Below are 22,594 nucleotides of genomic sequence, written 5' to 3' on the forward strand. Positions count from 1 at the left end.
TTTTCAAAAAGGCGGCGTCTTCTGAAGCTTTTTGGAAAAAGCTTTACCAAAAACCTTTATGATTTCAGGATGTTATCAAGTCTGACGCAAAAAGCGGTTTGAGTAGTTTTGGCAGAAAATAAAGATTCGTTGGGATTAAATCTCATGAGGCTGGAGGCAAATATCCCCAACCTCATGACCATAAATTGCGAGTGAGAAACCAAAACAACCTATCCGGCCTTCACCGTGAATGGCGGTATATATTAATAATGTTGAGTAAATAAATTTATTTACAGCCACATCATAAGATTTTTTTCAAAAATAACCCGTTTTCAAGAAATAAAAAACTTTCCATTTGTTGTATTGTTGTTTGAATGTACGGTGTTTTTGTAAATATTTAATGGTTTCGATTGCCCGTTGGGCCGGGTCTATCAATGCTTTTCTTATCAATGTCTGCTTTCAGGCCATCTGTGCAATGCGCAGGAAGTGGGGCGTCGCCTTTTTCATGTTGGTGACGCCCTTTGAAACATTGCTGGGGCCGTTAGGTCAGCCCGGAGCCGTGATTACGGCTCAATTACCGCTGCTGCCCGCGGGCAGGGTCAGGTACCCGGGTTTCGGGGAAAGCTGGCGCGCAGGTTTCGTGGTGGTGGCTGTGTCGGATGAATATCCGTCGGGGAAGATCGCATCCGGCCCTTCGCTTGCGGCGGCCGGGGGGGCGGATGTGGTGGCCGCCGGTGTCGTGGTGGCGGGTGTCGTGGTCACGGTTGGGACGGATGTGTTTGATGTCGTGTTGGGCATCGGCATGGTGACGGTCTGTGTTGCGACGGGGGCGGATGTACCATCCAGCGACTGTTCCGACACCGCGCCCGTGACCGGGGCAGTTGTCAGCCAGTTGCCAAGGTTATTGCGGATCTGCGTTTCCAGTTCCCGGTTCATGTCCTGCATCATCTGGTTGACCAGATCATACAGGTTCGACGCCGTATCGGTATTGCCGTCCTTGCGCGTTCCCGGGTCAAAGGAACGTGTGACCTGCGCCACGGCATATCCCCTGCGCTGACCATCGGCGGATACGACGTCAAGGTGGACGTTCATCTGTCCGTCAAGGATGCCACCCGGTTCATGCAGGATGGAGGCACGGTCGATGGTGAACACGCCATGTCCGCCGGTGCCCGATGCGATCAGGCGGTCATGCGCCATCTGCTTGAGCGCCTGATCCGGCGGTGTGGGCGCGCGACCCGACAGGTCGCCGGGCACCATTCCGGGCTGTCCCCGGTCCACCACGGAAATGCTGGCGACATTCAGCGGCAGCGGCGCAAGGCTGCTGTAGCTGAGTGGCGTGAAGGTCATGGTGGGCTGCTGCTGGTCGCTATGGCATGCGCCAAGCATGACAAGCGGCAGGCCCAGCGCCATCAGGCGCAGCATGCGCGCGGGCCGGGTGATGCGGGACATGCGGGGGAGGGACAGGCAGTGCGGATGCATGAACGGATTTCCCGGAAAAGCTCTGGCGCCCCGGTCCATGTCCGGATGCGCGACTGGTCATGTTGAAACGTCATCTACCATGCCACATTCCGCCATCCGCGCGACAGCGAAGTGCGGCGCGACCCGTGCCTATGCGGCGTCGCGCCCGACTTCTTCGCGCTGGAAGTGGAAGGCATGGTTGCAAAAGGAGCAGTTCATGGTGATCGTCCCGTCTTCGGCCATGTGATCAAGGTCGTCGGTCGGGAAGGTTTCGAGGATACCCGCAAGCCGTGCGCGGCTGCACCGGCAACCGAACGCCAGGGCGCGGGGGTGGCCGATGCACGGGTCTTCGCTGTGGAACAGGCGATAAAGCAGCGTCTCCGACGACAGGCTGTCGTTCAGGATTTCCGCCTCCGTCAGGGTGGAGGCCAGCGTCGTCGCTGTCTCCCACGCATCGTCGCCATCTTCGGGGGCATCGTCGGAGGTATGCCCCCCTTCCGTCGCGATGCGTTCAAGGATCAGTGCGCCCGCACGCCATCCCGCATCCCCCTTGTGACAGTAAAGGCGCACCCAGCAGGCATGCTGTTCGCTGGTGGTGAAGTAGTGCGCTGCCATGTCCGACAGGCTCTCTCCCCTGATTTCCACGATGCCCTGATGGATGTCGGTATCCGGCCCCTGATCCACGCTGAAGGCAAGATAGCCGCCCCCCAGCAGTTGCGCCGCCGTGGGATGGGGATGATCGCGCAGCAGGGCCGCGACTTTTTCATCATCGGACCGGACATGGAAACGCAATGCACCCGCATCGGTGCAGTCCGCCACCAGCAGCGAGATCGGTCCGTCACCTTTCGCCTGAAGTGAAAACGATCCCCTGAATTTCAGTGCGGAGGCCAGACCCGCCACCAGGGCCAGTGCCTCGCCCGCCAGACGCAGAACCACGTCGGGGTTGTCATGGCGCGTCAGCAGCGTGTCCGTCAGCACGCCCGGCCGCACAAGGCGGCCACGTACCGGACGGCTGGCAAGGTAGAAGGGCACAACCCCCTGTTCCACCACCAGGTTGGGGGTGTCGGGACGGTTGGTGTCAAGGAAGGCAGGTGTATCAATCATATGACGTCAGATCTCGGCAGGCATGACAGGAAGGGCGCATGGCGGGAAAGCGCACGATCGGAAAGCATGAAGGCAGGAATATATGACCCGAGGCATATGACCAGAGGCATGGCGATCACGACGCAATGTGACCGTCATGCACACAGCCCCGGCAGGCCCGGCGTCAGGGGTGCCGGGTGCTGATGGGGACACGGGATGGTGCCCCCCCACCCCTGCATATACCCCCTGCATACATCCTTGTGCGCGCCGTGCATCACAGGTTGGCGGTAATGTCCGCCTCCAGCGCCTCAAGGCGCTGGGTCAGGACCTGGGTTGTCGCGGTATCAAGCAGCTTGCCCTGCGTCACCTGATCAAGCAGCGCCAGACGGCAGGTGTCATGTTCCGCATCGATATCCTGCCCGCGTCCCGCCCCGGCAAGGCAGTCGAGGTAGGAATCGCGCAGGGCGTCAAGTTGCGGCCCCGCGCCCGGCAGGGCCGCGAAAATGTCATTGACACTTTTTTCCACCCAGCCGGGAACGCTGGCGGTATCTTCGGTCGTGCTGGGCAGGGTGGGCTGTTGCGCGGGGCCGGTCATGTCAGGGCGTTTCCTTTCCAAAGCTCTGCCAGTCATCGCCACACAGGGCCCAGACCAGCAGGCCTTTTTGTGCGTGCAGGCGGTTTTCCGCTTCGTCGAAGACCACGGAATTGGGGCCGTCGAAGACGTCAGCGGTAACTTCCTCGCCTATATGGGCAGGCAGGCAGTGCAGGAAAAGGGCATCGGGGGCCGCGCGTGCCATCAGTGCGGCATCCACGCGATAGGGTTCGAACGCATGCGCCCGCTGTTCCGATGCATTGTCGGACATGCTGACCCATGTATCGGTAATGACCGCATCCGCCCCGGCCACCGCCGTCATGGCATCCGTGCCCACCGTGATGTCCGCACCCTGCGCACGTGCCCATTCCACCGCGCGTGTGCAGGGCAGGTGCGTCGGCGGCGTGGCAAGGCGCAGGCGAAAGCCGAACAGGGCTGCGGCCTCGATGAAGGAAGTGGCGACATTGTTGCCATCCCCCACCCATGCCAGCGTCCGTCCCGTGATCGGACCGCGATGTTCCTCGAACGTCATGATGTCGGCCAGGATCTGCACCGGATGGGAATCCGGTGTCAGGCCGTTGATGACGGGCACGCTGCTCCATTTCGCAAGTTCACGCAGGTTTTGCGTCCGGCCCGTACGCAGGACCAGCGCATCGACAAAACGTGACAGCACGCGCGCCGTGTCGGCGATGCTTTCCCCGCGGCCAAGTTGCATGTCACCGGGCGACAGCAGGATCACATCACCGCCAAGCTGGCGCATCCCGACTTCGAACGAGACACGCGTGCGGGTGGAGGGCTTGGACAGCATAAGCCCCAGCATCCGCCCATGCAGCGGCAGGCGCGGGTGCAGCGGGCGCGCGCGCCCATGCTGCATGCGCTTGATACCCGCCGCCACGTCAAGGATCGCGCGAAGGGTGGCCGCATCGAGGTCACGCAGGTCAAGGAAATGGCGCGGCTGTGCCCGGTTCGGTGCGTTGGTGGACAGCGCGTTCATGCCACGTCCTCCGTCTGGGCGGCCATGTGGGCGCGTGCGCGCACCGCCGCGCGGGCCAGCATGTCGCCTGCCATGCGGCATTCCTCCCCGGTAATCGTAAGGGGCGGAACAAGGCGCAGGACATTGCCCCCCGCCGTGACGCTGAGCAGACCTTCATGCATCGCCGCGTCCTGTACCACGTCCACCGGGGCCACGCAGTGCAGGCCGATCATCAGGCCAAGGCCGCGATGGCTGGCGAAAATGTCGGGATATTGCGCGACAAGGGTGTCGAATTCCTTCGACAGCATTTTCCCACGCGCATTCACCTGATCAAGGAAACCAGGGGCGAGGATGACATCAAGGACCGCGTTCGCTGCGGCACATGCCAACGGATTGCCGCCGAATGTCGTGCCATGGCTGCCGGCTGTCAGGTGGCGGGCGACGTCTTCCACCGCCAGGATCGCCCCCATGGGGAAGCCGCCGGCAATCCCCTTGGCCGTGGACATGACGTCTGGCGTGATGCCCGACCATTCATGCGCGAACAGCTTGCCCGTCCGGCCCATGCCGCACTGCACCTCATCCATGCCAAGGAACAGGCCGTATTCGTCACATGCGGTGCGCAGTTCCCGCAAAAAGCGTGGATCGGCGGGGTTGACGCCGCTTTCGCCCTGTATGGGTTCGATCATGATGCCTGCCGTTTCGGCCGTGATGGCGGCGCGTACGGCGTTCATGTTGTTCATCGGCACATGGTCGAAACCGTCCACCACTGGCCCGAACCCGTCGAGGTATTTCGCATTGCCCGTCGCCGCCAGCGTCGCAAGCGTGCGGCCGTGGAACGCGCCGTTAAAACAGATGATGCGCACGCGCTCGGGATGGCCGCTCTTGGCCTGTGCGCGGCGGATCATCTTGATCATGCCTTCGTTTGCTTCGGCGCCGGAATTGCAGAAAAAGGCGCTGTCGGCAAAGCTGGCCGCGACGAGTCGCTCGGCCAGCCTTTCGGCCTGCGGGATGCGGTACAGGTTGGAGACGTGCATCACCCGTGACGCCTGCTGTGCGATGGCGGCGACAAGGTGGGGGTTGTTATGCCCCAGCGAGGAGGTTGCGATCCCCGCCCCGAAATCCAAGAATCGTCGTCCGTCCGCCGCGTACAGCCAGGCGCCTTCGCCCCGCTCGAAAGCGAGGTCGGCGCGATTGTATGTCGGCATCAGGGCGGGAATCATGGAATTGCCTTGTGGTTTTCTGTTGCTTGGATTGAAAAAATCATTTGCGAAAAACGTGAAAAGCCCACGCCGCCAGGGGTGGGCCTTTGCCGCGTGCATGCTTTCCGTGGGCATGGGGCCTGCCGGATGCAGGTCGCGCCACGCCGCGCGGAATAGGAAAGAATATTGCCCAAATGACATGAATGCAACCACGGAGTCCGGCACGGCCTGCCATATCCCTGGGGCCTCAAGTCATGTCCACAGGCCAATGACCCACGGGCACGTGTTATCGGGCATGTGTTATGTGGTGCGGGAGTGGGGGCAGGTTATGGTCCACGGCTGCGTATCGCGTGTGGGTGACAGATTGCCCCACGCTTGTATGTCAGGATGTGTATCGCGCCGCGGGACGGCGGATTGCCGTGGCATATCGCCTTGGGCGGGGAAGGTATGGCACAGTGCAGGTCATGACAGACCCCGACACGCCCCCCCGGCGCAAGTCCCCACGTCACGCCCGGCGCGTGGCGCGCGAGCCGCGTCGTCCCACCCCGGCAGGTCCCGCGCCCGACCGTGCGGCGTTGCGTGCGGCGGCGCTGGCCCATGTCGCGCGCTTTGCCACCACCATTGCGGGCATGGAACGTATGCTGGGCCGTGTGCTGCAACGCTGGGGCCGCCGTGCGGAGGCGGAAGGCATGGAACCGTCGCTGGTGACGCAGCACATCGCCGCCGCCGCACCCGACATTGCCGCCGTCATTGCGGATATGCAGGCGCTTGGGGCGGTCGATGATGCGCGCTTCAGCGAATCGCGCGCCCGTTCCCTGACGCGGGCGGGGCGGTCGCGTCGCGCGGTGGGCGCGCACCTGCAGGCGCGTGGCGTGGCGGCATCGGTGGTGGCGCAGGCGATGGAAGAGACGCTGGGCACCCGTGGTGAGGGCGCGCATGAAACCGAACTGGCCGCGGCGCTGGTATTCGTGCGCAAGCGCCGGGCCGGTCCCTTCATCAGCCCCGACTGCACCGATGACGAAGCCACCATGCGTGACCGCCGCGCGATGGAGGCGATGGCGCGATCAGGATTTTCGCGCGATATTGCCTGTCGCGCGCTGGGCATGGACGCGCAGGAGGCGGAGGAACGCATATGGCGCATGAAATCCGCATGACGTGTGATGGCGGGCGTGGGACGCGAATGTTGCTGCGTTTGGGGCGTGTCCTTGCGGTGGCTGTGCTGCCGGTGGTTGGCGGATGCGCAGGTGGCGGCAGTGGCAGCGGAAGCTGGCATGGCGCGTTGCAGTGCGCGCCCTATGCCCGGCAGGTGACGGGCGTGAACCTGCGTGGCGCGGCCGCAAGCTGGTGGGCGCAGGCGTCGGGGCAGTATCCACGCACCCATGCCCCACGCGCGGGCGCGGTGCTGGTGCTGCGCGCGACGGGGCGGCTGCCTGACGGGCATGTCGCGGTCGTGCGGTCCGTCCGTGGCCCGCGGGAGGTCGTTGTGGAGCAGGCGAACTGGGTGCCCGGCCGCATCGGGCGGGCGGACCCGGTCATTGATGTTTCGACTCGCAACGACTGGTCGCGGGTGCAGGTCTGGTGGAGCCCCATTCACGGCATGGGGAAAAGTGTCTATCCTGCATATGGTTTCATTCTGCCGCTCAGGTAATGCGCGGGGGCGGGGCCGATATGGTATCGCGCGGCGCAAAAGCGGCGAGGCAATGCTTGCATGGACGGGTTCGTGCCCTCATGTGATGGGGGGACGTGCCTGGCGCATGCCATGGCGGCATGGGTCACGGGAAAAACAGCTTTTGCGTCGGTGACGCGGGAATCGAGGATGTTATGGGTAGCTTGAGCTGGGGACATTGGCTGATCGTTCTTGCGGTCGTGCTCGTGCTGTTCGGGGGCGGGGGCAAGATCAGCTCGCTGATGGGCGACATGGCGCGCGGTATCAAGTCGTTCAAGAAGAACATGGCTGACGATGAACCCGTCACCCCGCCGCAGCAGGGCGCGGGCGGCCATATTTCAGGTCCGGCCACGCCACAGCGCGACGCAAGCTTCAGCGAAAGCGGGCAGCCGTCGGGCCAGAACGTGAAATGAAAACGCGCGACGCCATCCCGCAGGGCGGGGGCATCGCGTGACGTGGTGAGTCGCGAAATTGCGTGAAGGTTCGATGGACAAGGTTATTTCTTCCGACCCGCGCGCGGTCGCTGTCAGTGAGATCATCGCAGCCGGCCGTCGCATGGACCGCTTTGGCTGGGTGCCGGCAACGGCGGGGAACATCAGCCGCCGCCTGCCTGACGGGCTGATCGCGATCACGCGTTCGGGCGGGCACAAGGGCATGTTGACCCCCCATGGTGTGATCGAGGTCACGGCCGATGGCGCGCCCGTGCATGCAGGTGACCGGCCCAGCGCCGAAACCCTGCTGCATTGCCAGATCTATGCAGCCTCGCCCCGTACCGGGGCTGTCCTGCACGGGCATTCCGTGGCCTCCACCGTGTTGTCGATGCTGGCGGGGGATTCGATCACCCTTGCGGGTTACGAAGTGCTCAAGGTGTTCGAGGGGCAGAAGACCCATGAGGCCAGCCTGCGCCTGCCGGTGTTCGACAATGATCAGGATATCGCACGCCTTGCCCGCGTCATTGCGCCGTACATGCCCGACATGCCGCTTGGCTATGTGATCCGTGGGCATGGTGTCTATGTCTGGGGGGATGACATGGACATGGCCCTTGCCCGGCTGGAGGGGCTCGAATTCCTTCTGGCGTGCGAGCTGGAGAAACGAAAGATCCGTCCATGAGCAGCCTTGCGCTTTATCGTGACGATGCGCCTGGCGCCCCGGTCGAACGCACGACAGATCCCGCGCGCATCGCGCAGGTGCTGCGTGCGATCGGTGTGCGTTTCGAACGGTGGGACAGCCCCGTCACCCCCGCACGCACCGCCCCGGCGGCGGAGGTGCTGGCGGCATATCGCCCCTATCTCGATCAGTTGATGGGGGAAACGGGTGCGGGGTCCGCCGATGTCATCAGCATGCATGGCGCGGGCGAGGGGTGGGACGCCACCCGGCGCAAATTCCTGTGCGAACATATCCATGACGAGGACGAGATCCGGTTTTTCGTGCATGGACAGGGTGATTTCGTCCTGCATACCGACGGGCGGGTGTTCAATGTGCGCTGCACGGCGGGGGACCTGATTTCGGTGCCTGCGGGCATCCCCCACTGGTTCGATGGCGGGGCTGTTCCCGATTTTGTGGCGTTGCGGGTCTTTACCAACCCCGATGGCTGGATCGCACGGTATACCGGCGATGATATCGCCACCCGTTTTGCCGCCGCCGATGATGATAAAGGGTGTGAAATTGCCGTCTGATCCCGTATCGCCCAATATCGCGCCCCTCATGCCACCGCGTGTCGCCCTGCTGGATATCGAGGGGACGACCATTCCTGTCTCCTTCGTTCATGACGTGCTGTTCCCCTATGCCCGGCAGGCGTTGCCGGGATTGCTGCGCGATCACGCGGACGACCCGCAGGTCCGCGCGCAGGTGGCGGAGATTGCCCGCCTTGCCCCCGGTGTGCCGCCGCTGGCGCAGCTTGAGGCCTGGATGGACCGTGACGAGAAGGTCGCCCCGCTCAAGGCGTTGCAGGGAATGGCATGGGCGCAGGGCTATCGCACGGGGCACCTCAGTGCGCGTCTTTATCCCGATGTGCTGCCCGTGCTGCGTCTGTGGGCGGCGGCCGGGGTTGTGCTTGCGGTCTATTCGTCCGGTTCGGTTGCGGCGCAGGAACTGATTTATGGCCATACGGATGACGGCGACGTCACCGACCTGTTTTCCGGCTTCTACGATCTTGCCATGGGGGGGAAGCGCGTGGCGTCGAGCTATGCCAACATCGTGGCACGGGCCGGATGGGTGGCGGGCGACGTGCTGTTCCTGTCCGATGTGGTGGCCGAACTGGATGCGGCGGCGCAGGCGGGGCTGCGCACCTGCCAGATCGTGCGGCCCGAGGATGCGACATGTGCGGGCACCACGCACCCGGTGGCCGCAACCCTGATCGCGGCAGGGCGGATGTTCGGACTGCCGGTGCCGGCATGAAGGCGCACCTTCACACCGACTGGCGGGACATTCCCGCCGCCGCGCGCGGTACGGTCGCCGCGCTGGGTAATTTCGACGGGGTGCATCTGGGCCATGCCCACCTGCTGCGCACGTTGCGGGCCGCGCGGCCCGAAGGGGAACTGGCGGTCGTGACGTTCGAGCCACATCCGCGCGAACTGTTCCGCCCGCAGGATCCGCCCTTTCGCCTGACCCTGCCTGATGAACGGTTCTCAGCGCTTGTCGCGCTGGGTGTGCGGCACGTGTTCCAGATTCCCTTCACCCCTGAATTCAGTGCCATGAGTGCCGAGGAATTCGTAACCGGTGTCCTGCATGCGGGCCTTGGGGTGCGGCATGTCGCCTGTGGCGCGGATTTCGCGTTCGGCCATCGCAGGCGCGGTGATGTTGCCTTCCTTGCGCAGGAGGCGCATGACCTTGGCATCGGGCTGACGGTCGTGCCTGCATTGTGCGATGCGGCGGGGCCATATTCCTCCACCCGTATCCGCCGCCTGCTGCAAGAAGGGTATCCCGAACGCGCGGCGGACGAACTCGGCCGTGCATGGTCAATCCGCGGGCAGGTCGAACATGGGGACAAGCGCGGGCGCCTGCTGGGTTTTCCCACTGCGAATATCGCGTTGGGCCGTCATCTGGAACCGGCGCGCGGGGTTTATGCCGTCAGTGTGCGCATGGGCGACGGGCGCGTCTGTCCCGGTGTTGCCAATATCGGCCGACGTCCCACCATCAATGACGGGCAGGTCAGCCGGCTGGAGGTCCACCTGCTGGATTTCGACGGGGACCTGTACGGGCAGACCCTGTCGGTTGCGCTGCATACTCTGCTGCGGGAGGAGCGTCGTTTCGACGGGCTTGACGCCCTGCGTGCGCAGATCGCGCGCGATACGCAGGCCGCACGTGATTACCTGCTGGCGACAGGCGGGGCATGACGGGTGGGGCGTGTCGGTGTCGCGAAAGCTTGACCGCAGGCCCGCACCCTCCCCATAAGGTTGCGTTGCGGTTGTACGGGGCGTGTCCCGTCCCTCCATGTTTCTTTGGATCAAGCAGTCAGAAAACAGGGTCATGACCGAGTCAAAACCACAGGATCTCTATCGGGAGACGGTGTTCCTGCCCACCACCTCCTTTCCCATGCGCGGCAGCCTGCCGAAGCGGGAGCCCGAGATGCTGGCGCGCTGGGCCGAACAAAAGCTTGACGACAGCCTGCTTGAACAGGCGCAGGGGCGTCAGGTCTTCATGCTGCATGACGGGCCGCCCTATGCCAATGGCCATCTCCATATCGGCCATGCCCTGAACAAGATCCTCAAGGACGTCATCAACCGCGCACACCGCATGTCGGGCTATGGCATCCATTACGTGCCGGGCTGGGACTGTCACGGCCTGCCGATCGAATGGAAGATCGAGGAAGAATACCGCAAGCGCGGACAGGACAAGGACAGCGTGCCCGTCCTGCAGTTCCGTGCCGAATGCCGTGCCTATGCCCAGAAATGGCTGGATATCCAGGCGGCCGAGTTCCGCCGCCTTGGCGTGCAGGCGGAATGGGCGCGCCGTTACGCCACGATGGATTTCTCGTCCGAGGCGGCAATCGCGGGGGAGATCGGCAGGTTCCTGCTCAATGGCCTGCTGTATCGCGGCCTGCGTCCGGTGATGTGGAGCCCGGTGGAGAAAACCGCCCTGGCCGAGGCGGAGATCGAATATCGCGACCATGAATCCACCGCGATCCATGTCGCCTTTCCCGTCATCCATGATCCCACCCCGGCCCATGCGCTTGAAGATGTGTCGGCGGTCATCTGGACTACGACGCCGTGGACCATTCCCGCCAATCGCGCCATCGCCTATGGCCCGGACATCACCTATGCCGTGGTGCGGATGGATGACGTGGCCGATGGCGCCCTGCTGGAACCGGAATCGAAGGTGCTGGTGGCGGAAGACCTGATCGAGCCGTTCTGCAAGGCGGCAGGGGTCAATGCGCATCATGTGCTCTATACCCTGCCCGGTCATGCGCTGAAGGGGGCGGTATGCGCCCATCCCCTGCGTGGTCAGGGGTATGATTTCGACGTGCCGGTCCTGCCGGGCGAGCATGTCACGACCGAGGCGGGCACGGGCCTGGTCCATACCGCCCCCGCGCATGGCGAGGACGATTTCAACCTTGGCCGCCAGCACGGGCTGGAGATCACCGAACTGGTGATGGATGACGGTCGTTATGCCGACTGGGTGCCCCTGTTCGCGGGGCAGCACGTCTTTAAGGCGGCGGAGCCGGTCTGCACCGCGCTGGAGGACGTCATGCGTCATGCCGCGCAGGAGGGACAGGCCCCGGCCGGGCTGGTGGCGCGTGCGACGCTGGTTCATTCCTATCCGCATTCATGGCGTTCGCGCGCGCCGATCATCTATCGCGCGACACCGCAATGGTTCATCCGCATGGATGGCGAAGGGGCGCTGCGCAAGCGTGCGCTCGCGGCGCTTGATGACGTGACGTTCGTCCCGGCGCAGTCGCGTAATCGCCTGACCTCCATGGTGGAAGGGCGTCCCGACTGGTGCATCAGCCGCCAGCGCGCCTGGGGGGTGCCGATCGCCGTGTTTGTGGAGAAGCGCACGGGCGAGGTCCTGCGTGATGCCGCCGTGATGAAGCGCGTGGTCGATGCATTCGCGGCCGAGGGCGCGGACGCGTGGTATGCCTCGCCCGCGTCGCGCTTCCTTGGCGAAGGGCGCAACCCCGATGATTACGAACAGGTGTTCGATATCGTCGATGTGTGGTTCGAAAGCGGATCGACCCATGCCTTTGTGCTGGGCCATGGCGACATGCCGTTTCCTGCGGATGTCTACCTCGAAGGGTCGGACCAGCATCGTGGCTGGTTCCAGTCCTCTCTGCTCGAAAGCGTGGGGACGAAGGGCATCGCGCCCTTCCGCACGCTGGTGACGAATGGCTTTGTCCTTGATGAGCAGGGCCGCAAGATGTCCAAGTCGCTGGGCAATGTCATTGCGCCGCAGGACGTCAATGATTCGCTTGGCGCGGATATTCTGCGCCTGTGGGTCATGAATTCCGACACCAACGAAGACCTGCGCATCGGCAAGGATATCCTCAAACAGCAGGGCGAGCTTTATCGCCGCCTGCGCAATACGCTGCGCTGGCTGCTTGGTGCGCTGGATGGCTTTGCCGAGGACGAGCGCGTCGCTTATGACGACCTGCCCGAACTCGAACGCTGGGTGCTGCACCGTCTGGGCGAACTGGGCGGGCTGGTGGCGCGCGCGGTGGAGACGCATGAATGGGTGGGGGTCTATCCCGCGCTGCATGGTTTCTGCGCCGCCGACCTTTCGGCGTTCTATTTCGACGTGCGCAAGGATACGATCTATTGCGATGCGGCCAGCAGCCTGAAGCGCCGCGCCGCGCGCACGGTTCTGGATCACCTGCATCGCTGTCTGTGCGCGTGGCTGGCCCCGGTGCTGGTCTTTACGGCAGAGGAAGCATGGCTGGCGCGGCCGGGCACGACGCAGAGTATCCATCTCCAGCCCTTTCCCGACATTCCGGCGCAATGGCACCAGCCCGCGCTGGAGGATCGCTGGGCCACGCTGCGCGGGGTGCGGCGCATCATCACGACCGAGATCGAGGCCGCGCGTCGTGACGGGGTTGTCGGATCTTCCCTGCAGGCCGCAGTGACGCTGCCCCTGTCAGAGGATGAGGCCACGGCCTTTGGCGATGTGGACTGGTGCGAACTCGCGATCGTGTCACAGGTTGACATAAGTATCGAGGCGGGCAGCGCGTCGATCTATCTCGACACATCCGGCGATGCGCAGGGCGCGCCGCATGGCGGCCCGGTCATCCGTGCGGCGACGGGGCATAAATGCGCGCGCTGCTGGAAGGTGCTGGAGGAGGTGGGCACCGTGCCCGCCCATCCGCAACTGTGCCTGCGATGTGCCGATGTGGTGCAGGGCCGGGCGTGAGTTCGTCCGTCATGTCAGGATCTGGCATGTTGGAACCCACGCCGCGACGTCGGCGCAGGGCCAGCAAAATGGGCTGGACGGTCCTGTTCTTCTGTCTGGTCCTTGCCCTGGACCAGGCCACGAAGCACTGGATGCTGCACGGTTATGATCTGCCGGGACGGCAGAGTGTCGCCCTGTTGCCGGGGCTGAATTTCACCATGGTCTGGAACCATGCCATCACCTTCGGGATGTTGGGCGGTGCAGGCAGTGCCGGTCGGGTCATCTTTTCGGTCGTGGCGCTGTTTATTGTCGTGCTCCTGGGGCTGTGGGCGTCGCGTACGCCGCGCCCGTGGGTGGCGGGCGCGCTGGGTGCGATCATGGGCGGGGCCGTGGGCAATGTCATAGACCGGCTGCAGTTCGGGGCCGTGGTGGATTTTGTACACCTGCATGCGTACGGGTGGTCATGGCCGGTGTTCAACCTTGCCGATGCGGCGATAGATTGTGGCGTGGCCATCCTGATTATTGATAATCTTCTCGATCGCGACAGGGGATAGGACAGAATGTCAAAGCGGTGCTTGTCTAACTGTTGCATGGGCGGTAATAGGCGAATCATGGCATCCACGGCTTTTCGAACCCTCACTCTTGCGCTGGTCACGACAGGTGGTCTTTCCCTGACCGGCTGTTCGGGTGGGGACGTCTCACGCGCGTTTGGCCTCGAACGCAGCATGCCCGACGAATATACCGTAACCACGCGCACGCCGCTGTCGATGCCGCCCTCGGACGAGCTTGGCGCGCCAAGCAGTGCCGCGGTCCAGCGCGCGCAGGAATCCAACCCGCGCATGCAGGCGCTGGAAACCCTGTCGCCCAACGTCGCCCTGCAGGGCACGTATGGTGATAACAGCCCCGGACAGACCGCGCTGGTGGGGGAGGCGAACGAGGCCTCCAACGCCCCGGACAAGGGGGAACTGGGCAAGGCGGGCACGAGCTTTGTCGATCACCTGATGTTCTGGCATGGGGGTGGCGCAGGGAACGTTGTCAACGCCAAGGCCGAAAATGCCCGCCTGCGCGAGGATTCGGCTCTGGGCCGCAACCTGACGCAGGGTGCGACCCCGACGGTATCCGCCGCGCCCAAGAAGTAACCTGCCGTCATGATGGCAGGTCCTGATTTTCCCTGATACGAAGGTGCGTCCGCGCCCCTGCACCCTTGCTGCGCATGCTGGCGGTGTGGGGGTGGGGCGTCCATGATGCCACCTATGACAGAACATCCCCCCATCGCGGACCGTCCCGTGATCCGTCGCCTGTCCGAACAGGTCGTCAACCGCATTGCGGCGGGCGAGGTCATTGAACGACCGGCGGCGGCACTCAAGGAACTGGTGGAAAATGCGCTCGATTCCGGGGCGCAGCGGATTTCGGTCGCATTGCTGCATGGTGGCATTGAACGTATCGAGGTGATCGACGATGGCTGCGGCATGACGCCCGATGACCTGCGCCTTGCGGTGGAGCGTCATTGCACGTCAAAGCTGTCGGACGAGACGCTGGTGCGGATCGCGACCCTTGGTTTCCGTGGGGAGGCGCTGCCGTCGATCGGGGCTGCGGCACGTCTTAACGTGACCTCACGCACGCGGGGGGCGCCCACCGCATGGTCCATCCGCGTCGAAGGGGGCCGGGTCGACGAACCGCGTCCCTGTGCCGGGGTGGTGGGCACCTGTGTCGTGGTGGAAGACCTGTTTTTTGCAACCCCCGCGCGACGCAAGTTCCTCAAGAGTGCGCGGGTGGAGTCGGGCCATGCGGAAAACACCGTCCGCCGCCTTGCCCTGTCGGCCCCGCATGTGGCCTTCCGCCTGCAGTTCGATCAACGTGTCGTCCTTGACCTTCCGGCGCAGGACATGGCGGCGCGGGCTGCGGCCATCCTGGATGCCGGGCAGGCCGATGGCCTGATCCCGGTGGAGGCGGAGCGCGGGGATCTGCGCCTGTCGGGCTATATCTGTGCGCCTTCGGTGCATCGTGCGACGGCCAATGGGCAACTGCTGCTGGTGAACGGGCGTCCGGTGGTGGACCCGGTGCTGCGTACGGCGGTGCGTGTGGCGTATCGCAACGTCATGGAACATGGCCGCCACGCGGTCGTGGCCCTGTCATTGCAGATCCCGCCAGAGCAGGTGGACGTCAATGTCCATCCCGCCAAGACCGAACTGCGTTACGCCGATGCGGCGGCCGTGCGTGCGCTGGTGATTGGTGCGCTGGGCCGGGCATTGGGAATCGGTGCGGGCGTCGCTGGCGTGCGGCCCGGCCTGTTACAGTCGCGGCCCGCAGGTGGGGCGCGCATCTGGTATCCACCTGAACCAGCATCAGCCCCGCCGGTATCGCCGGTGCAGATGTCGCCATTTCCGCCGGATGGGGATGATGGACCGCCGATGGCCGAAGGCGTCGCCGAACGCCGCCTGCCGCTGATGGATATCGCACCGGGCGCGCGCCAGGTGGTCAGATGGTCAGAGGCGGATATCCCCGCGGTGCAAGGGGCTGTGTCCTCCCCTGCGCCTAATCCCGAACCCGCGGCTGATTTCCCCCTTGGCGCTGCCGTGGCGCAGGTTCTGGGCACCTATATCCTTGCGGAAACCGCGCGGGGGGAACTTGTTCTGGTGGATCAGCATGCGGCCCATGAACGCCTGACGCACGAACGCTTGCGTGCGCAGTATCTGGGCGGTGAGATCCGTGCGCAGCGCCTGCTACTGCCCGAGGTGGTGAACATGCCCAGGGGGCAGGCCGACCTGCTGATGTCCTTTGCCGATACGCTGTCAGCCCTCGGACTCGAAATTGATGCCTTTGGTGGCGATGCGGTCATGGTGCGCACCGTGCCAGCCCTGCTGGGTGGGGGGGATGCGGCCGCGATGCTGCGTGACCTGGCAGAAGAACTGGCGGAGGATGAACTTCTGGCCCCGGCGCAGGCCCAGGCGGTCGATGGGCGGCTGGATGCGATCATCGCACGCATGGCCTGTCATGGCAGTGTGCGGGCGGGCCGACGCCTTACACACGAGGAAATGAACGCCCTGCTGCGTGACATGGAACGAACCCCGCGCGCCGGGACCTGTTCACATGGTCGGCCCACGTGGCTGAAGCTGGAAAAAGGCGATCTGGAGCGGATGTTCGGCCGTCGCTGAGGTTGCTGCGCATGCTGTCATCATGATGCGTAAGAAGGGGGTGCAGGGGGGCTGGGGCCACCTGCTCGGCAGAACGTGAGCGGCAGGCGGCTGGATTTCATTTCCGTAATGTCCCTAAGTTCGGTCCATCTTTCCATGGCGATGAGACTGACGTGCACCCGATCCTGCTTTCCCTCGTCACATATCTGCCCCTAGGGGGCGTTCTGGCCATCATGCTGACGCGAGGTACGACCGAAGCGGTCGAGACCTCTGCGCGGTGGGTGGCGCTGTGGACCAGTGCGATCGTGTTCGTCCTGTCCGTGGTCATGTGGGTGCAGTTCGATCCCACCCATATCGGGTTGCAGTTCGAGCAGCGTGCGACATGGGCGTCCGCCTTTGGCGTGTCGTACCATGCTGGTGTGGACGGCATCAGCCTGATGTTCGTGCTGCTTTCTACCTTCCTGACCCCGCTTGCGATTATTGGCGGATGGAAATTGGTGAATACGCGGGTGCGTGATTACATGGTGGCGATGCTGCTGCTGGAAACCACGCTGATTGGCCTGTTTTCCGCGCAGGACCTCGTGCTGTTCTATGTTTTCTATGAAGCGACGCTCCTGCCCGGCAGCCTGATGATCGGGATCTGGGGTGGGCCGAAACGTGTCTGGGCTTCGTTGCAGTTCTTCCTGTTCACGTTCGGTGGGTCGCTGTTCATGCTGATCGCGCTGCTGGTGATGTGGAACGTGGCGGGCACCACCGATATCCCGGCCTTGCAGCATGCCTCCTTCTCCCACGCGATGCAGGGCTGGTTGCTGGCGGGGTTCATCCTGGCATTTGGGGTGAAGCTGCCGCTGTTTCCGCTGCATGCATGGCTGCCCGATGCCTATACCGAGGCCCCGACCCCTGCCTCGGTCATGTTGTCGGGCGTACTGTCAAAGGCCGGGGCCTATGGCCTGCTGCGCTTTGGCGTGCTGATGTTCCCGGATGCGGCGCGGGTGTTTGCGCCCTATATCCTGACGCTGGGCGTTGTGGCCGTTATTTATGCCGCGATCATCGCGCTGGCGCAGACGGACATGAAACGGGTGATCGCCTATTCCTCCTTTTCCCATATGGGGGTGATCGCGATCGGGCTGTTCACCCTGACGCCAGAGGGAATCGACGGCGCGATCTTCCAGATGCTGTCCCATGGTATCGTGATCGCGGCACTGTTCTTTTGTGTCTCTGCCGTGTCATGGCGTGCGGAAACACGTGAGATTTCGGCCTTTGCCGGGGTCGCGCACAAAATGCCTGTGCTGGCGACGCTGACGATGTTGTTCGTGATGGCCAATATCGGCCTGCCGGGTACAGGGGCGTTCGTGGGCGAACTGCTGGTGATGGTCGGTGCGATCCATGTGTCCTTCTGGCTGGCGTTCCTTGGCGGGTCGAGCATGATCCTCGGGGCGGTCTATATGCTGGTTCTGTATCGCCGCGTGATGTTCGGGCAGGGGGCAGGGGGCATGGTCGCCCTCCTGCGGGACCTGACTGGCCCCGAACTTGCGGTGCTGGTGCCCCTGGCGGTGGTGACGTTATGGATGGGTATCCATCCGGGTACTTTCCTGCGGGTGTTCAACCCCACGGTCAGCAGCCTTGTGCAACCCGCCCCGGTCGTTGCATCCGACAGTATGGCCCCCGTGGCGCAGACTGCGGCCGGCTAGGGCTGGGCGGGATTGCCCCGCCTTTCCCTGAGCACAGGTGGGAGCGGCCCGGAAAAGAGATGTCGGTAACGCAATAAAAACAAAGAATGTTTTTGAAAAATCTGGTCTTGGAAAGTGTCCAGAGGCGTTGCTTTTTTGGGGATGGCCGCGCGTAAGGACTTTCGCCCTGTCCTCCCAATGGGGCGTTTTCAAACAGTCCAGAAAGAAAAAGGACGCCACCACCATAGTATCGGTGGGGCGTCCTTTTCAGTTTTCGTGCAAACAGTTTCCCCAGACTGCCTTCCATTTGGCATGGGAATAGAAGGTGGGCTGTTCCCTCAGATATCGAGGTTTTCCACCTGTCGGGCATGTTCCTGAATGAACTGGAAACGCAGCTCAGGCTTGCGTCCCATCAGGTGTTCGACCCGTTCGCGTGTCAGGTTGCTGTCTTCGATCGGGGTGACGACCTTCAGCAGCGTCCTGTGCTTCGGGTCCATGGTTGTCTGCTTCAGGTCCGATGGTGGCATTTCGCCAAGCCCCTTGAAGCGTGAGACCTCGACCTTTGCATTGGGCTTGAACTCGCGCTTCAGCCTGCGTTCACGATCACCATCGTTCATCGCATAGACGGTCTTGCCCCCCTGCGTCAGGCGATAGAGCGGCGGTTGTGCAAGGTAGAGATGCCCGCCACGGATCAGCGCCGGCAGTTCACGATAGAAGAACGTCATCAGCAGTGACGCGATATGCGCGCCATCCACGTCGGCGTCGGTCATGATGATGATACGGCCATAGCGCAGGCGGCTGGCGTCGAAATGTTCGCCAATGCCACAGCCAAGTGCCTCCACAAGGTCGCGCAGTTCCTGGTTCGCGCGCAATTTCTCTGCCGAGGCGCTGGCGACGTTCAGGATCTTGCCACGCAGGGGCAGGACGGCCTGTGTCTCGCGATTACGGGCCTGTTTGGCCGACCCACCGGCCGAGTCCCCCTCCACAAGGAAGATTTCCGTCTCGGCGGCATTTTCACGGGTGCAGTCCGTAAGCTTCCCCGGCAGGCGCAGGCGGCGTGTCGCACTCTTGCGCGGGGTGTCCTTCATTTCCTTGCGGCGCAGGCGTTCTTCGGCGCGTTCGATCACGACCGCAAGCAGGTTATCCGCCTGTGGCGGGTTGCCCGCCAGCCAGTGGTCGAACCGGTCGCGCAGCGCCGTTTCCACCAGGCGGCTTGCTTCCCCGCTGGTCAGCTTTTCCTTGGTCTGGCCCTGGAATTGCGGGTCGCGGATAAAGACCGACAGCTTGGCAGAGATAAGGCCCATGATGTCATCGGCATTGATCGTGGCCGCGCGCTTGTTGGATCGCTGTTCGCCCCAGTTGCGCAGCCCCTTGGTCAATGCGGTGCGAAAGCCGGTTTCATGTGTGCCGCCATTGGGGGTCGGGATGGTGTTGCAGTATGACGAAAGCCCTGTCGTCCCGCGTTCGACAAACGCGATGGCCCATTCCATGCGTCCGGTGCTTTCGCCATCCACGGCCGTCGGCAGGTCCGCATCCCCGGCCCAGATGTCGGTCAGCAGCGCGGTATTGCCCAGTTCGTCACGCAGGCTGTCGGCCAGGCCCCCGGGAAAATGCAGGACGGATTCCGCCGGGACGTCCGTGCCCTTTATCAGGGCCGGATCGCATGACCAGCGGATGGTGACGCCCCGGAACAGGAATGCCTTGGACCGGCACAGGCGGTACAGGCGCAGGGGCGAGAAATGGAGCTTTCCGAAAATCTGCGGGTCGGGGACAAAGCGGATCTGCGTGCCGCGCCTGTTCTGCGTCGGGCCGACCTCTTCGATCGGGGCAAGAGGGATGCCGCGTTCATAAACCTGCTGCCACACTGTCCGGTCGCGCGCGATCTCCACCTCCATCCGGGCGGACAGGGCGTTGACCACCGACGATCCCACGCCATGCAGGCCACCGGATGTGGCATAGGCCTTGCCCGAGAACTTGCCCCCCGCATGCAGCGTCGTCAGGATGACCTCCAGCGCTGAACGCTGCGGGAACTTGGGGTGCGGGTCAACCGGGATGCCACGCCCGTTATCACGGATCGTCAGCCAGTTCCCTGCCTCCAGCGACACGTCGATGACAGAGGCATGGCCCGCCACGGCTTCGTCCATCGCGTTATCAAGGATTTCGGACGCCAGGTGATGATAGGCGGTTTCATCCGTGCCGCCGATATACATGCCAGGACGCCGACGCACGGGTTCAAGCCCCTCCAGCACCTCGATCGCACTGGCGTCGTAATCTTCGCTCCCGGCCCGTGGGGCGTCAGCAGGGGCGCGGGATTTGCGTGCCTGTGTCCGGCGTTGGGCGGCGGGCTTGGAGAAAAGATCGTCGTTCATGAACTGTTCTTTGTGCTTTCAGACCGTGTGATGTCAAGACATAGACACCTGCACGCGGCCATAATGCCCGATGCGTGGGGGGATGCACGCAAAAAAGGCCGGACACATGGACCGGCCTTTTTCCTTGTTTACACCATGGCTGCCGGGCGTGCCCGTATCAGCTTCGGACCGTGCGGCGTGTGGAACGTGTGCTGGAGCGCGTGGCTGCGGGCGCGGGATGGTTGGGCGCCGTGCAGGTCAGGTAGGACGCGGGCTGCAAGATGTCCTTGGCCTGTGCATAGTTCGACAGGTCGGCAGCACTTTCGAGGACCTGCACCTCGTCAAACATCGACATGCGCTGCTGGCAGAAGGCGGTGCCGGATTTCAGACCGCGCTCGGACTGCACGTTTGCAAGCTGCGTGATGTAATCGTCATGCTGGCGCTGTGCGCTGCGGCCATAGGTGGTGCGGAAATAGGCCGTCAGGACCTTTTCCTCGCCCGCCAGCTTGGGGCGGAATTTGGTGACGAAGCTGTTGTACTTGTCCTGTGCGCCACATGACAGGGCAGTGACCATCAGTTCACTCTTGAGCCCCTGCACATCGAATGCCTCGTGCGCGGGGGAAGGGGAGCACGGACCGGCGGCCAGCGCATGGCCAGAGTTGACAAGGCCGGCAAGAGCGAGGCCAGCGGCCGCGGCGCGCCAAAAGGACAAAGACATCAGGACGGTTCTCCAGATCTTGCGGCGTGAGTGTCGCCGGATCCGTGGACCCCCACATGAACCGGCAAAAATGAAATGCTGACAGGCTCTATACCCTAATCGGATATCGGCCAAAAGGGAGGGGAGATGCCCCCGGACAAAAAAAGTGCATACCCTGCCGTCATAGTCACCGACTCGTGTGGATCAAGGATAGGTCTTTCACCTGCGGCCATGTTGCTCTAGAGCGGGGCGGTGGCAGTCTGTCCTCCATGTGTCCCGCGCCGGGTGCGTTCGGGCCGGACGGGCATGCCGGATGGATGCGATTACTAGAGAGCGGAGCTGATCGAGTGCGACTGCGACTGTCTGCAATGATGATGACGACGGGCGTTCTGCTCGCCGGATGTATGAACAAACCGGCTGTGAATCTCGGCGGCCCCCCCAACCCCTACAATTACATGAAGGTGTCGGGCCTGTGCCATACGGACCCGCTGGCATCGACCGGCAAGGATACGCAGGCCACCACGATGCAGGTGCGCAGCGACGACGGATATTGCGCGGTTGAGGTGCGCAAGCCTGACGGCCATGCCTATGCATCCTTTGGGGTGTCGCCCGCGCCGGAACATGGCAAGGCCTTCATCTACAACTATAACGATCACACTTATGTGACATATACGGCGAACACTGCCTATGCCGGCAATGACACGTTCCGTGTGCAACTGATCCGTGGGGAAAAGGAACCGCGCGATACGCTGAACATCACGGCCCATGTCGAAGCGCCGGGTGTCGGCACCGCGGCAAAATAACCGGGGTCATGGTCCCTGCATGATCCCATGCATCCGTGGCGGCCTGCTGCGGATGCGTGCCCCTGTCGTGGGGAAAATTATTCGGATACGCGTCCGAAACCCGTCAGAAGCCGCTGATGTCGTCCATATTTACAAAGGCGACGGGACATGTGCCATCGTAATGGCGCGATCGCGTCGGGCCTGCCTGTAAGGTGGCCCCTCAGATGGAAAATGTAATGGGTTCGGGCAGGGGGCGGCGCATGCCGCTATGTTCAGCCCGTTTCACAAGGTCATCGAGCGTCAGCTTGCGACATCGTTTTTCGACCGTGTCGTCCAGCTCTTTCCAGCACGGTTCGATCACTTTTTCAAAAAGCTGGCCTGTCGGGCCGCCATCGGTGGATTCGTCCGCCGTCACAACCTCCAGAATATCGGACAGCAGGATGTCGCGGCGCGGACGGCCAAGGCGATAGCCCCCACGCGGGCCACGGATGCTTTCCAACAGTCCGGAGCGTGACAGCGTCTGCAGCAGGGGTTCGATCCCACGGCGCGCCAGATTCGCGCGATCGGCAATGTCCGCCGCACTGACGGTTCCATTGCGCCCCGCATGAAATGCCACGTCAAGCATGATCAGTATCGCGATCATGGTCCTGTCACACCGAAGAAGCATATCGTACGGTCCTGTTTGTGAAACA

At 63.3% G+C, this 22,594-nt stretch carries 21 protein-coding genes; 13 read left to right on the forward strand and 8 right to left on the reverse strand.

Annotation, left to right across the window (positions count from 1 at the left end):
• Nucleotides 1-549: 549 nt before the first annotated feature.
• The 5 genes from B7G66_RS15455 to B7G66_RS15475 all read right to left on the reverse strand — a co-directional run bounded on the left by B7G66_RS15455 (nucleotide 550) and on the right by B7G66_RS15475 (nucleotide 5,305).
• On the reverse strand, nucleotides 550-1,458 hold the full coding sequence (locus tag B7G66_RS15455; protein WP_003622264.1) for a hypothetical protein: 909 nt from the start codon (nucleotides 1,456-1,458) through the stop codon (nucleotides 550-552).
• 129 nt (nucleotides 1,459-1,587) lie between these two features.
• The gene (hslO, locus tag B7G66_RS15460; RefSeq protein WP_003622266.1) at nucleotides 1,588-2,541 is read right to left on the reverse strand and encodes an Hsp33 family molecular chaperone HslO; all 954 of its coding nucleotides are present in this window, start codon (nucleotides 2,539-2,541) and stop codon (nucleotides 1,588-1,590) included.
• A 253-nt stretch (nucleotides 2,542-2,794) separates the two neighbouring features.
• Complete coding sequence (locus B7G66_RS15465) at nucleotides 2,795-3,115, reverse strand: hypothetical protein (protein WP_003622270.1); 321 nt, start codon at nucleotides 3,113-3,115, stop codon at nucleotides 2,795-2,797.
• 1 nt (nucleotide 3,116) lies between these two features.
• Nucleotides 3,117-4,106 (reverse strand): ornithine carbamoyltransferase, encoded by a 990-nt coding sequence (gene argF, locus B7G66_RS15470; RefSeq protein ID WP_003622272.1) that lies wholly within the window; start codon nucleotides 4,104-4,106, stop codon nucleotides 3,117-3,119.
• Complete coding sequence (locus B7G66_RS15475) at nucleotides 4,103-5,305, reverse strand: aspartate aminotransferase family protein (protein WP_040513012.1); 1,203 nt, start codon at nucleotides 5,303-5,305, stop codon at nucleotides 4,103-4,105. The genes argF and B7G66_RS15475 overlap by 4 nt, the downstream gene beginning before the upstream one ends.
• Nucleotides 5,306-5,748: 443 nt before the next feature.
• Here B7G66_RS15475 and B7G66_RS15480 point away from each other — a divergent pair, with 443 nt between their 5' ends.
• From B7G66_RS15480 to B7G66_RS15535, 12 genes are all read left to right on the forward strand, one after another.
• Nucleotides 5,749-6,438 carry a regulatory protein RecX gene (locus tag B7G66_RS15480; RefSeq protein WP_048859369.1) on the forward strand — a complete coding sequence of 230 codons (690 nt, stop codon included), beginning with the start codon at nucleotides 5,749-5,751 and terminating at the stop codon, nucleotides 6,436-6,438.
• A gap of 26 nt (nucleotides 6,439-6,464) precedes the next feature.
• Nucleotides 6,465-6,932, forward strand: a complete 468-nt coding sequence (locus tag B7G66_RS15485) for a CHAP domain-containing protein (RefSeq protein ID WP_040513019.1) — start codon at nucleotides 6,465-6,467, stop codon at nucleotides 6,930-6,932.
• 173 nt (nucleotides 6,933-7,105) lie between these two features.
• A complete protein-coding gene (locus B7G66_RS15490) occupies nucleotides 7,106-7,363 on the forward strand; it encodes a twin-arginine translocase TatA/TatE family subunit (protein WP_040513023.1) in 258 nt (85 codons plus the stop codon).
• A 73-nt stretch (nucleotides 7,364-7,436) separates the two neighbouring features.
• Entirely contained in the window at nucleotides 7,437-8,060 is a 624-nt protein-coding gene (locus B7G66_RS15495; protein WP_003622281.1) for a methylthioribulose 1-phosphate dehydratase, read from the forward strand.
• A complete protein-coding gene (locus tag B7G66_RS15500) occupies nucleotides 8,057-8,626 on the forward strand; it encodes a 1,2-dihydroxy-3-keto-5-methylthiopentene dioxygenase (protein WP_003622283.1) in 570 nt (189 codons plus the stop codon). Before B7G66_RS15495 ends, B7G66_RS15500 begins: the two co-directional genes overlap by 4 nt.
• 28 nt (nucleotides 8,627-8,654) lie before the next feature.
• Nucleotides 8,655-9,347 carry an acireductone synthase gene (gene mtnC / locus B7G66_RS15505; protein WP_040513027.1) on the forward strand — a complete coding sequence of 231 codons (693 nt, stop codon included), beginning with the start codon at nucleotides 8,655-8,657 and terminating at the stop codon, nucleotides 9,345-9,347.
• Nucleotides 9,344-10,285 (forward strand): bifunctional riboflavin kinase/FAD synthetase, encoded by a 942-nt coding sequence (locus B7G66_RS15510; RefSeq protein WP_003622287.1) that lies wholly within the window; start codon nucleotides 9,344-9,346, stop codon nucleotides 10,283-10,285. The genes mtnC and B7G66_RS15510 overlap by 4 nt, the downstream gene beginning before the upstream one ends.
• Nucleotides 10,286-10,418: 133 nt before the next feature.
• Nucleotides 10,419-13,292 (forward strand): isoleucine--tRNA ligase, encoded by a 2,874-nt coding sequence (gene ileS / locus B7G66_RS15515; RefSeq protein WP_003622289.1) that lies wholly within the window; start codon nucleotides 10,419-10,421, stop codon nucleotides 13,290-13,292.
• Nucleotides 13,293-13,318: 26 nt separating this feature from the next.
• On the forward strand, nucleotides 13,319-13,825 hold the full coding sequence (gene lspA / locus B7G66_RS15520) for a signal peptidase II (RefSeq protein ID WP_003622291.1): 507 nt from the start codon (nucleotides 13,319-13,321) through the stop codon (nucleotides 13,823-13,825).
• Between the two features lie 57 nt (nucleotides 13,826-13,882).
• The gene (locus B7G66_RS15525) at nucleotides 13,883-14,410 is read left to right on the forward strand and encodes a DUF3035 domain-containing protein (protein ID WP_003622294.1); all 528 of its coding nucleotides are present in this window, start codon (nucleotides 13,883-13,885) and stop codon (nucleotides 14,408-14,410) included.
• Between the two features lie 114 nt (nucleotides 14,411-14,524).
• Nucleotides 14,525-16,426 (forward strand): DNA mismatch repair endonuclease MutL, encoded by a 1,902-nt coding sequence (gene mutL, locus B7G66_RS15530; RefSeq protein WP_003622295.1) that lies wholly within the window; start codon nucleotides 14,525-14,527, stop codon nucleotides 16,424-16,426.
• Between the two features lie 152 nt (nucleotides 16,427-16,578).
• Nucleotides 16,579-18,096 (forward strand): complex I subunit 4 family protein, encoded by a 1,518-nt coding sequence (locus B7G66_RS15535; protein WP_003622298.1) that lies wholly within the window; start codon nucleotides 16,579-16,581, stop codon nucleotides 18,094-18,096.
• A 317-nt stretch (nucleotides 18,097-18,413) separates the two neighbouring features.
• Here B7G66_RS15535 and parE read toward each other — a convergent pair whose 3' ends face one another.
• Nucleotides 18,414-20,444: a DNA topoisomerase IV subunit B gene (parE, locus tag B7G66_RS15540; RefSeq protein WP_003622299.1), complete on the reverse strand. Its 2,031-nt coding sequence runs from the start codon at nucleotides 20,442-20,444 to the stop codon at nucleotides 18,414-18,416.
• 157 nt (nucleotides 20,445-20,601) lie between these two features.
• A complete protein-coding gene (locus tag B7G66_RS15545; protein ID WP_003622301.1) occupies nucleotides 20,602-21,141 on the reverse strand; it encodes a hypothetical protein in 540 nt (179 codons plus the stop codon).
• A 383-nt stretch (nucleotides 21,142-21,524) separates the two neighbouring features.
• On the opposite strand from B7G66_RS15545, the gene B7G66_RS15550 reads away from it, so the two are divergent.
• Nucleotides 21,525-21,923, forward strand: coding sequence for a hypothetical protein (locus B7G66_RS15550; protein WP_225578778.1), 399 nt, complete (start codon nucleotides 21,525-21,527; stop codon nucleotides 21,921-21,923).
• A 199-nt stretch (nucleotides 21,924-22,122) separates the two neighbouring features.
• Here the strand turns inward: B7G66_RS15550 and B7G66_RS15555 are convergent, their stop codons facing one another.
• Nucleotides 22,123-22,569, reverse strand: a complete 447-nt coding sequence (locus B7G66_RS15555; RefSeq protein WP_040511131.1) for an RrF2 family transcriptional regulator — start codon at nucleotides 22,567-22,569, stop codon at nucleotides 22,123-22,125.
• Between the last annotated feature and the right edge of the window lie 25 nt (nucleotides 22,570-22,594).

The sequence above is a fragment of the Novacetimonas hansenii JCM 7643 genome (assembly GCF_000964405.1).
GTDB classification, from domain to species: domain Bacteria; phylum Pseudomonadota; class Alphaproteobacteria; order Acetobacterales; family Acetobacteraceae; genus Novacetimonas; species Novacetimonas hansenii.

Excerpts from the sequence above, each read along its gene's own strand:
- B7G66_RS15500 (WP_003622283.1), top strand. The coding sequence starts at position 8,057 with ATGAGCAGCCTTGCGCTTTATCGTGACGATGCGCCTGGCGCCCCGGTC.
- B7G66_RS15490 (WP_040513023.1), top strand. The coding sequence starts at position 7,106 with ATGGGTAGCTTGAGCTGGGGACATTGGCTGATCGTTCTTGCGGTCGTG.
- mutL (WP_003622295.1), top strand. The coding sequence starts at position 14,525 with ATGACAGAACATCCCCCCATCGCGGACCGTCCCGTGATCCGTCGCCTG.
- argF (WP_003622272.1), bottom strand. The coding sequence starts at position 4,106 with ATGAACGCGCTGTCCACCAACGCACCGAACCGGGCACAGCCGCGCCAT.
- mtnC (WP_040513027.1), top strand. The coding sequence starts at position 8,655 with ATGCCACCGCGTGTCGCCCTGCTGGATATCGAGGGGACGACCATTCCT.
- B7G66_RS15475 (WP_040513012.1), bottom strand. The coding sequence starts at position 5,305 with ATGATTCCCGCCCTGATGCCGACATACAATCGCGCCGACCTCGCTTTC.
- B7G66_RS15480 (WP_048859369.1), top strand. The coding sequence starts at position 5,749 with ATGACAGACCCCGACACGCCCCCCCGGCGCAAGTCCCCACGTCACGCC.
- B7G66_RS15495 (WP_003622281.1), top strand. The coding sequence starts at position 7,437 with ATGGACAAGGTTATTTCTTCCGACCCGCGCGCGGTCGCTGTCAGTGAG.
- B7G66_RS15510 (WP_003622287.1), top strand. The coding sequence starts at position 9,344 with ATGAAGGCGCACCTTCACACCGACTGGCGGGACATTCCCGCCGCCGCG.
- lspA (WP_003622291.1), top strand. The coding sequence starts at position 13,319 with ATGTTGGAACCCACGCCGCGACGTCGGCGCAGGGCCAGCAAAATGGGC.
- B7G66_RS15465 (WP_003622270.1), bottom strand. The coding sequence starts at position 3,115 with ATGACCGGCCCCGCGCAACAGCCCACCCTGCCCAGCACGACCGAAGAT.
- B7G66_RS15485 (WP_040513019.1), top strand. The coding sequence starts at position 6,465 with ATGTTGCTGCGTTTGGGGCGTGTCCTTGCGGTGGCTGTGCTGCCGGTG.
- ileS (WP_003622289.1), top strand. The coding sequence starts at position 10,419 with ATGACCGAGTCAAAACCACAGGATCTCTATCGGGAGACGGTGTTCCTG.
- hslO (WP_003622266.1), bottom strand. The coding sequence starts at position 2,541 with ATGATTGATACACCTGCCTTCCTTGACACCAACCGTCCCGACACCCCC.
- B7G66_RS15525 (WP_003622294.1), top strand. The coding sequence starts at position 13,883 with ATGGCATCCACGGCTTTTCGAACCCTCACTCTTGCGCTGGTCACGACA.
- B7G66_RS15555 (WP_040511131.1), bottom strand. The coding sequence starts at position 22,569 with ATGCTTCTTCGGTGTGACAGGACCATGATCGCGATACTGATCATGCTT.
- B7G66_RS15455 (WP_003622264.1), bottom strand. The coding sequence starts at position 1,458 with ATGCATCCGCACTGCCTGTCCCTCCCCCGCATGTCCCGCATCACCCGG.
- B7G66_RS15545 (WP_003622301.1), bottom strand. The coding sequence starts at position 21,141 with ATGTCTTTGTCCTTTTGGCGCGCCGCGGCCGCTGGCCTCGCTCTTGCC.
- B7G66_RS15550 (WP_225578778.1), top strand. The coding sequence starts at position 21,525 with ATGAACAAACCGGCTGTGAATCTCGGCGGCCCCCCCAACCCCTACAAT.
- parE (WP_003622299.1), bottom strand. The coding sequence starts at position 20,444 with ATGAACGACGATCTTTTCTCCAAGCCCGCCGCCCAACGCCGGACACAG.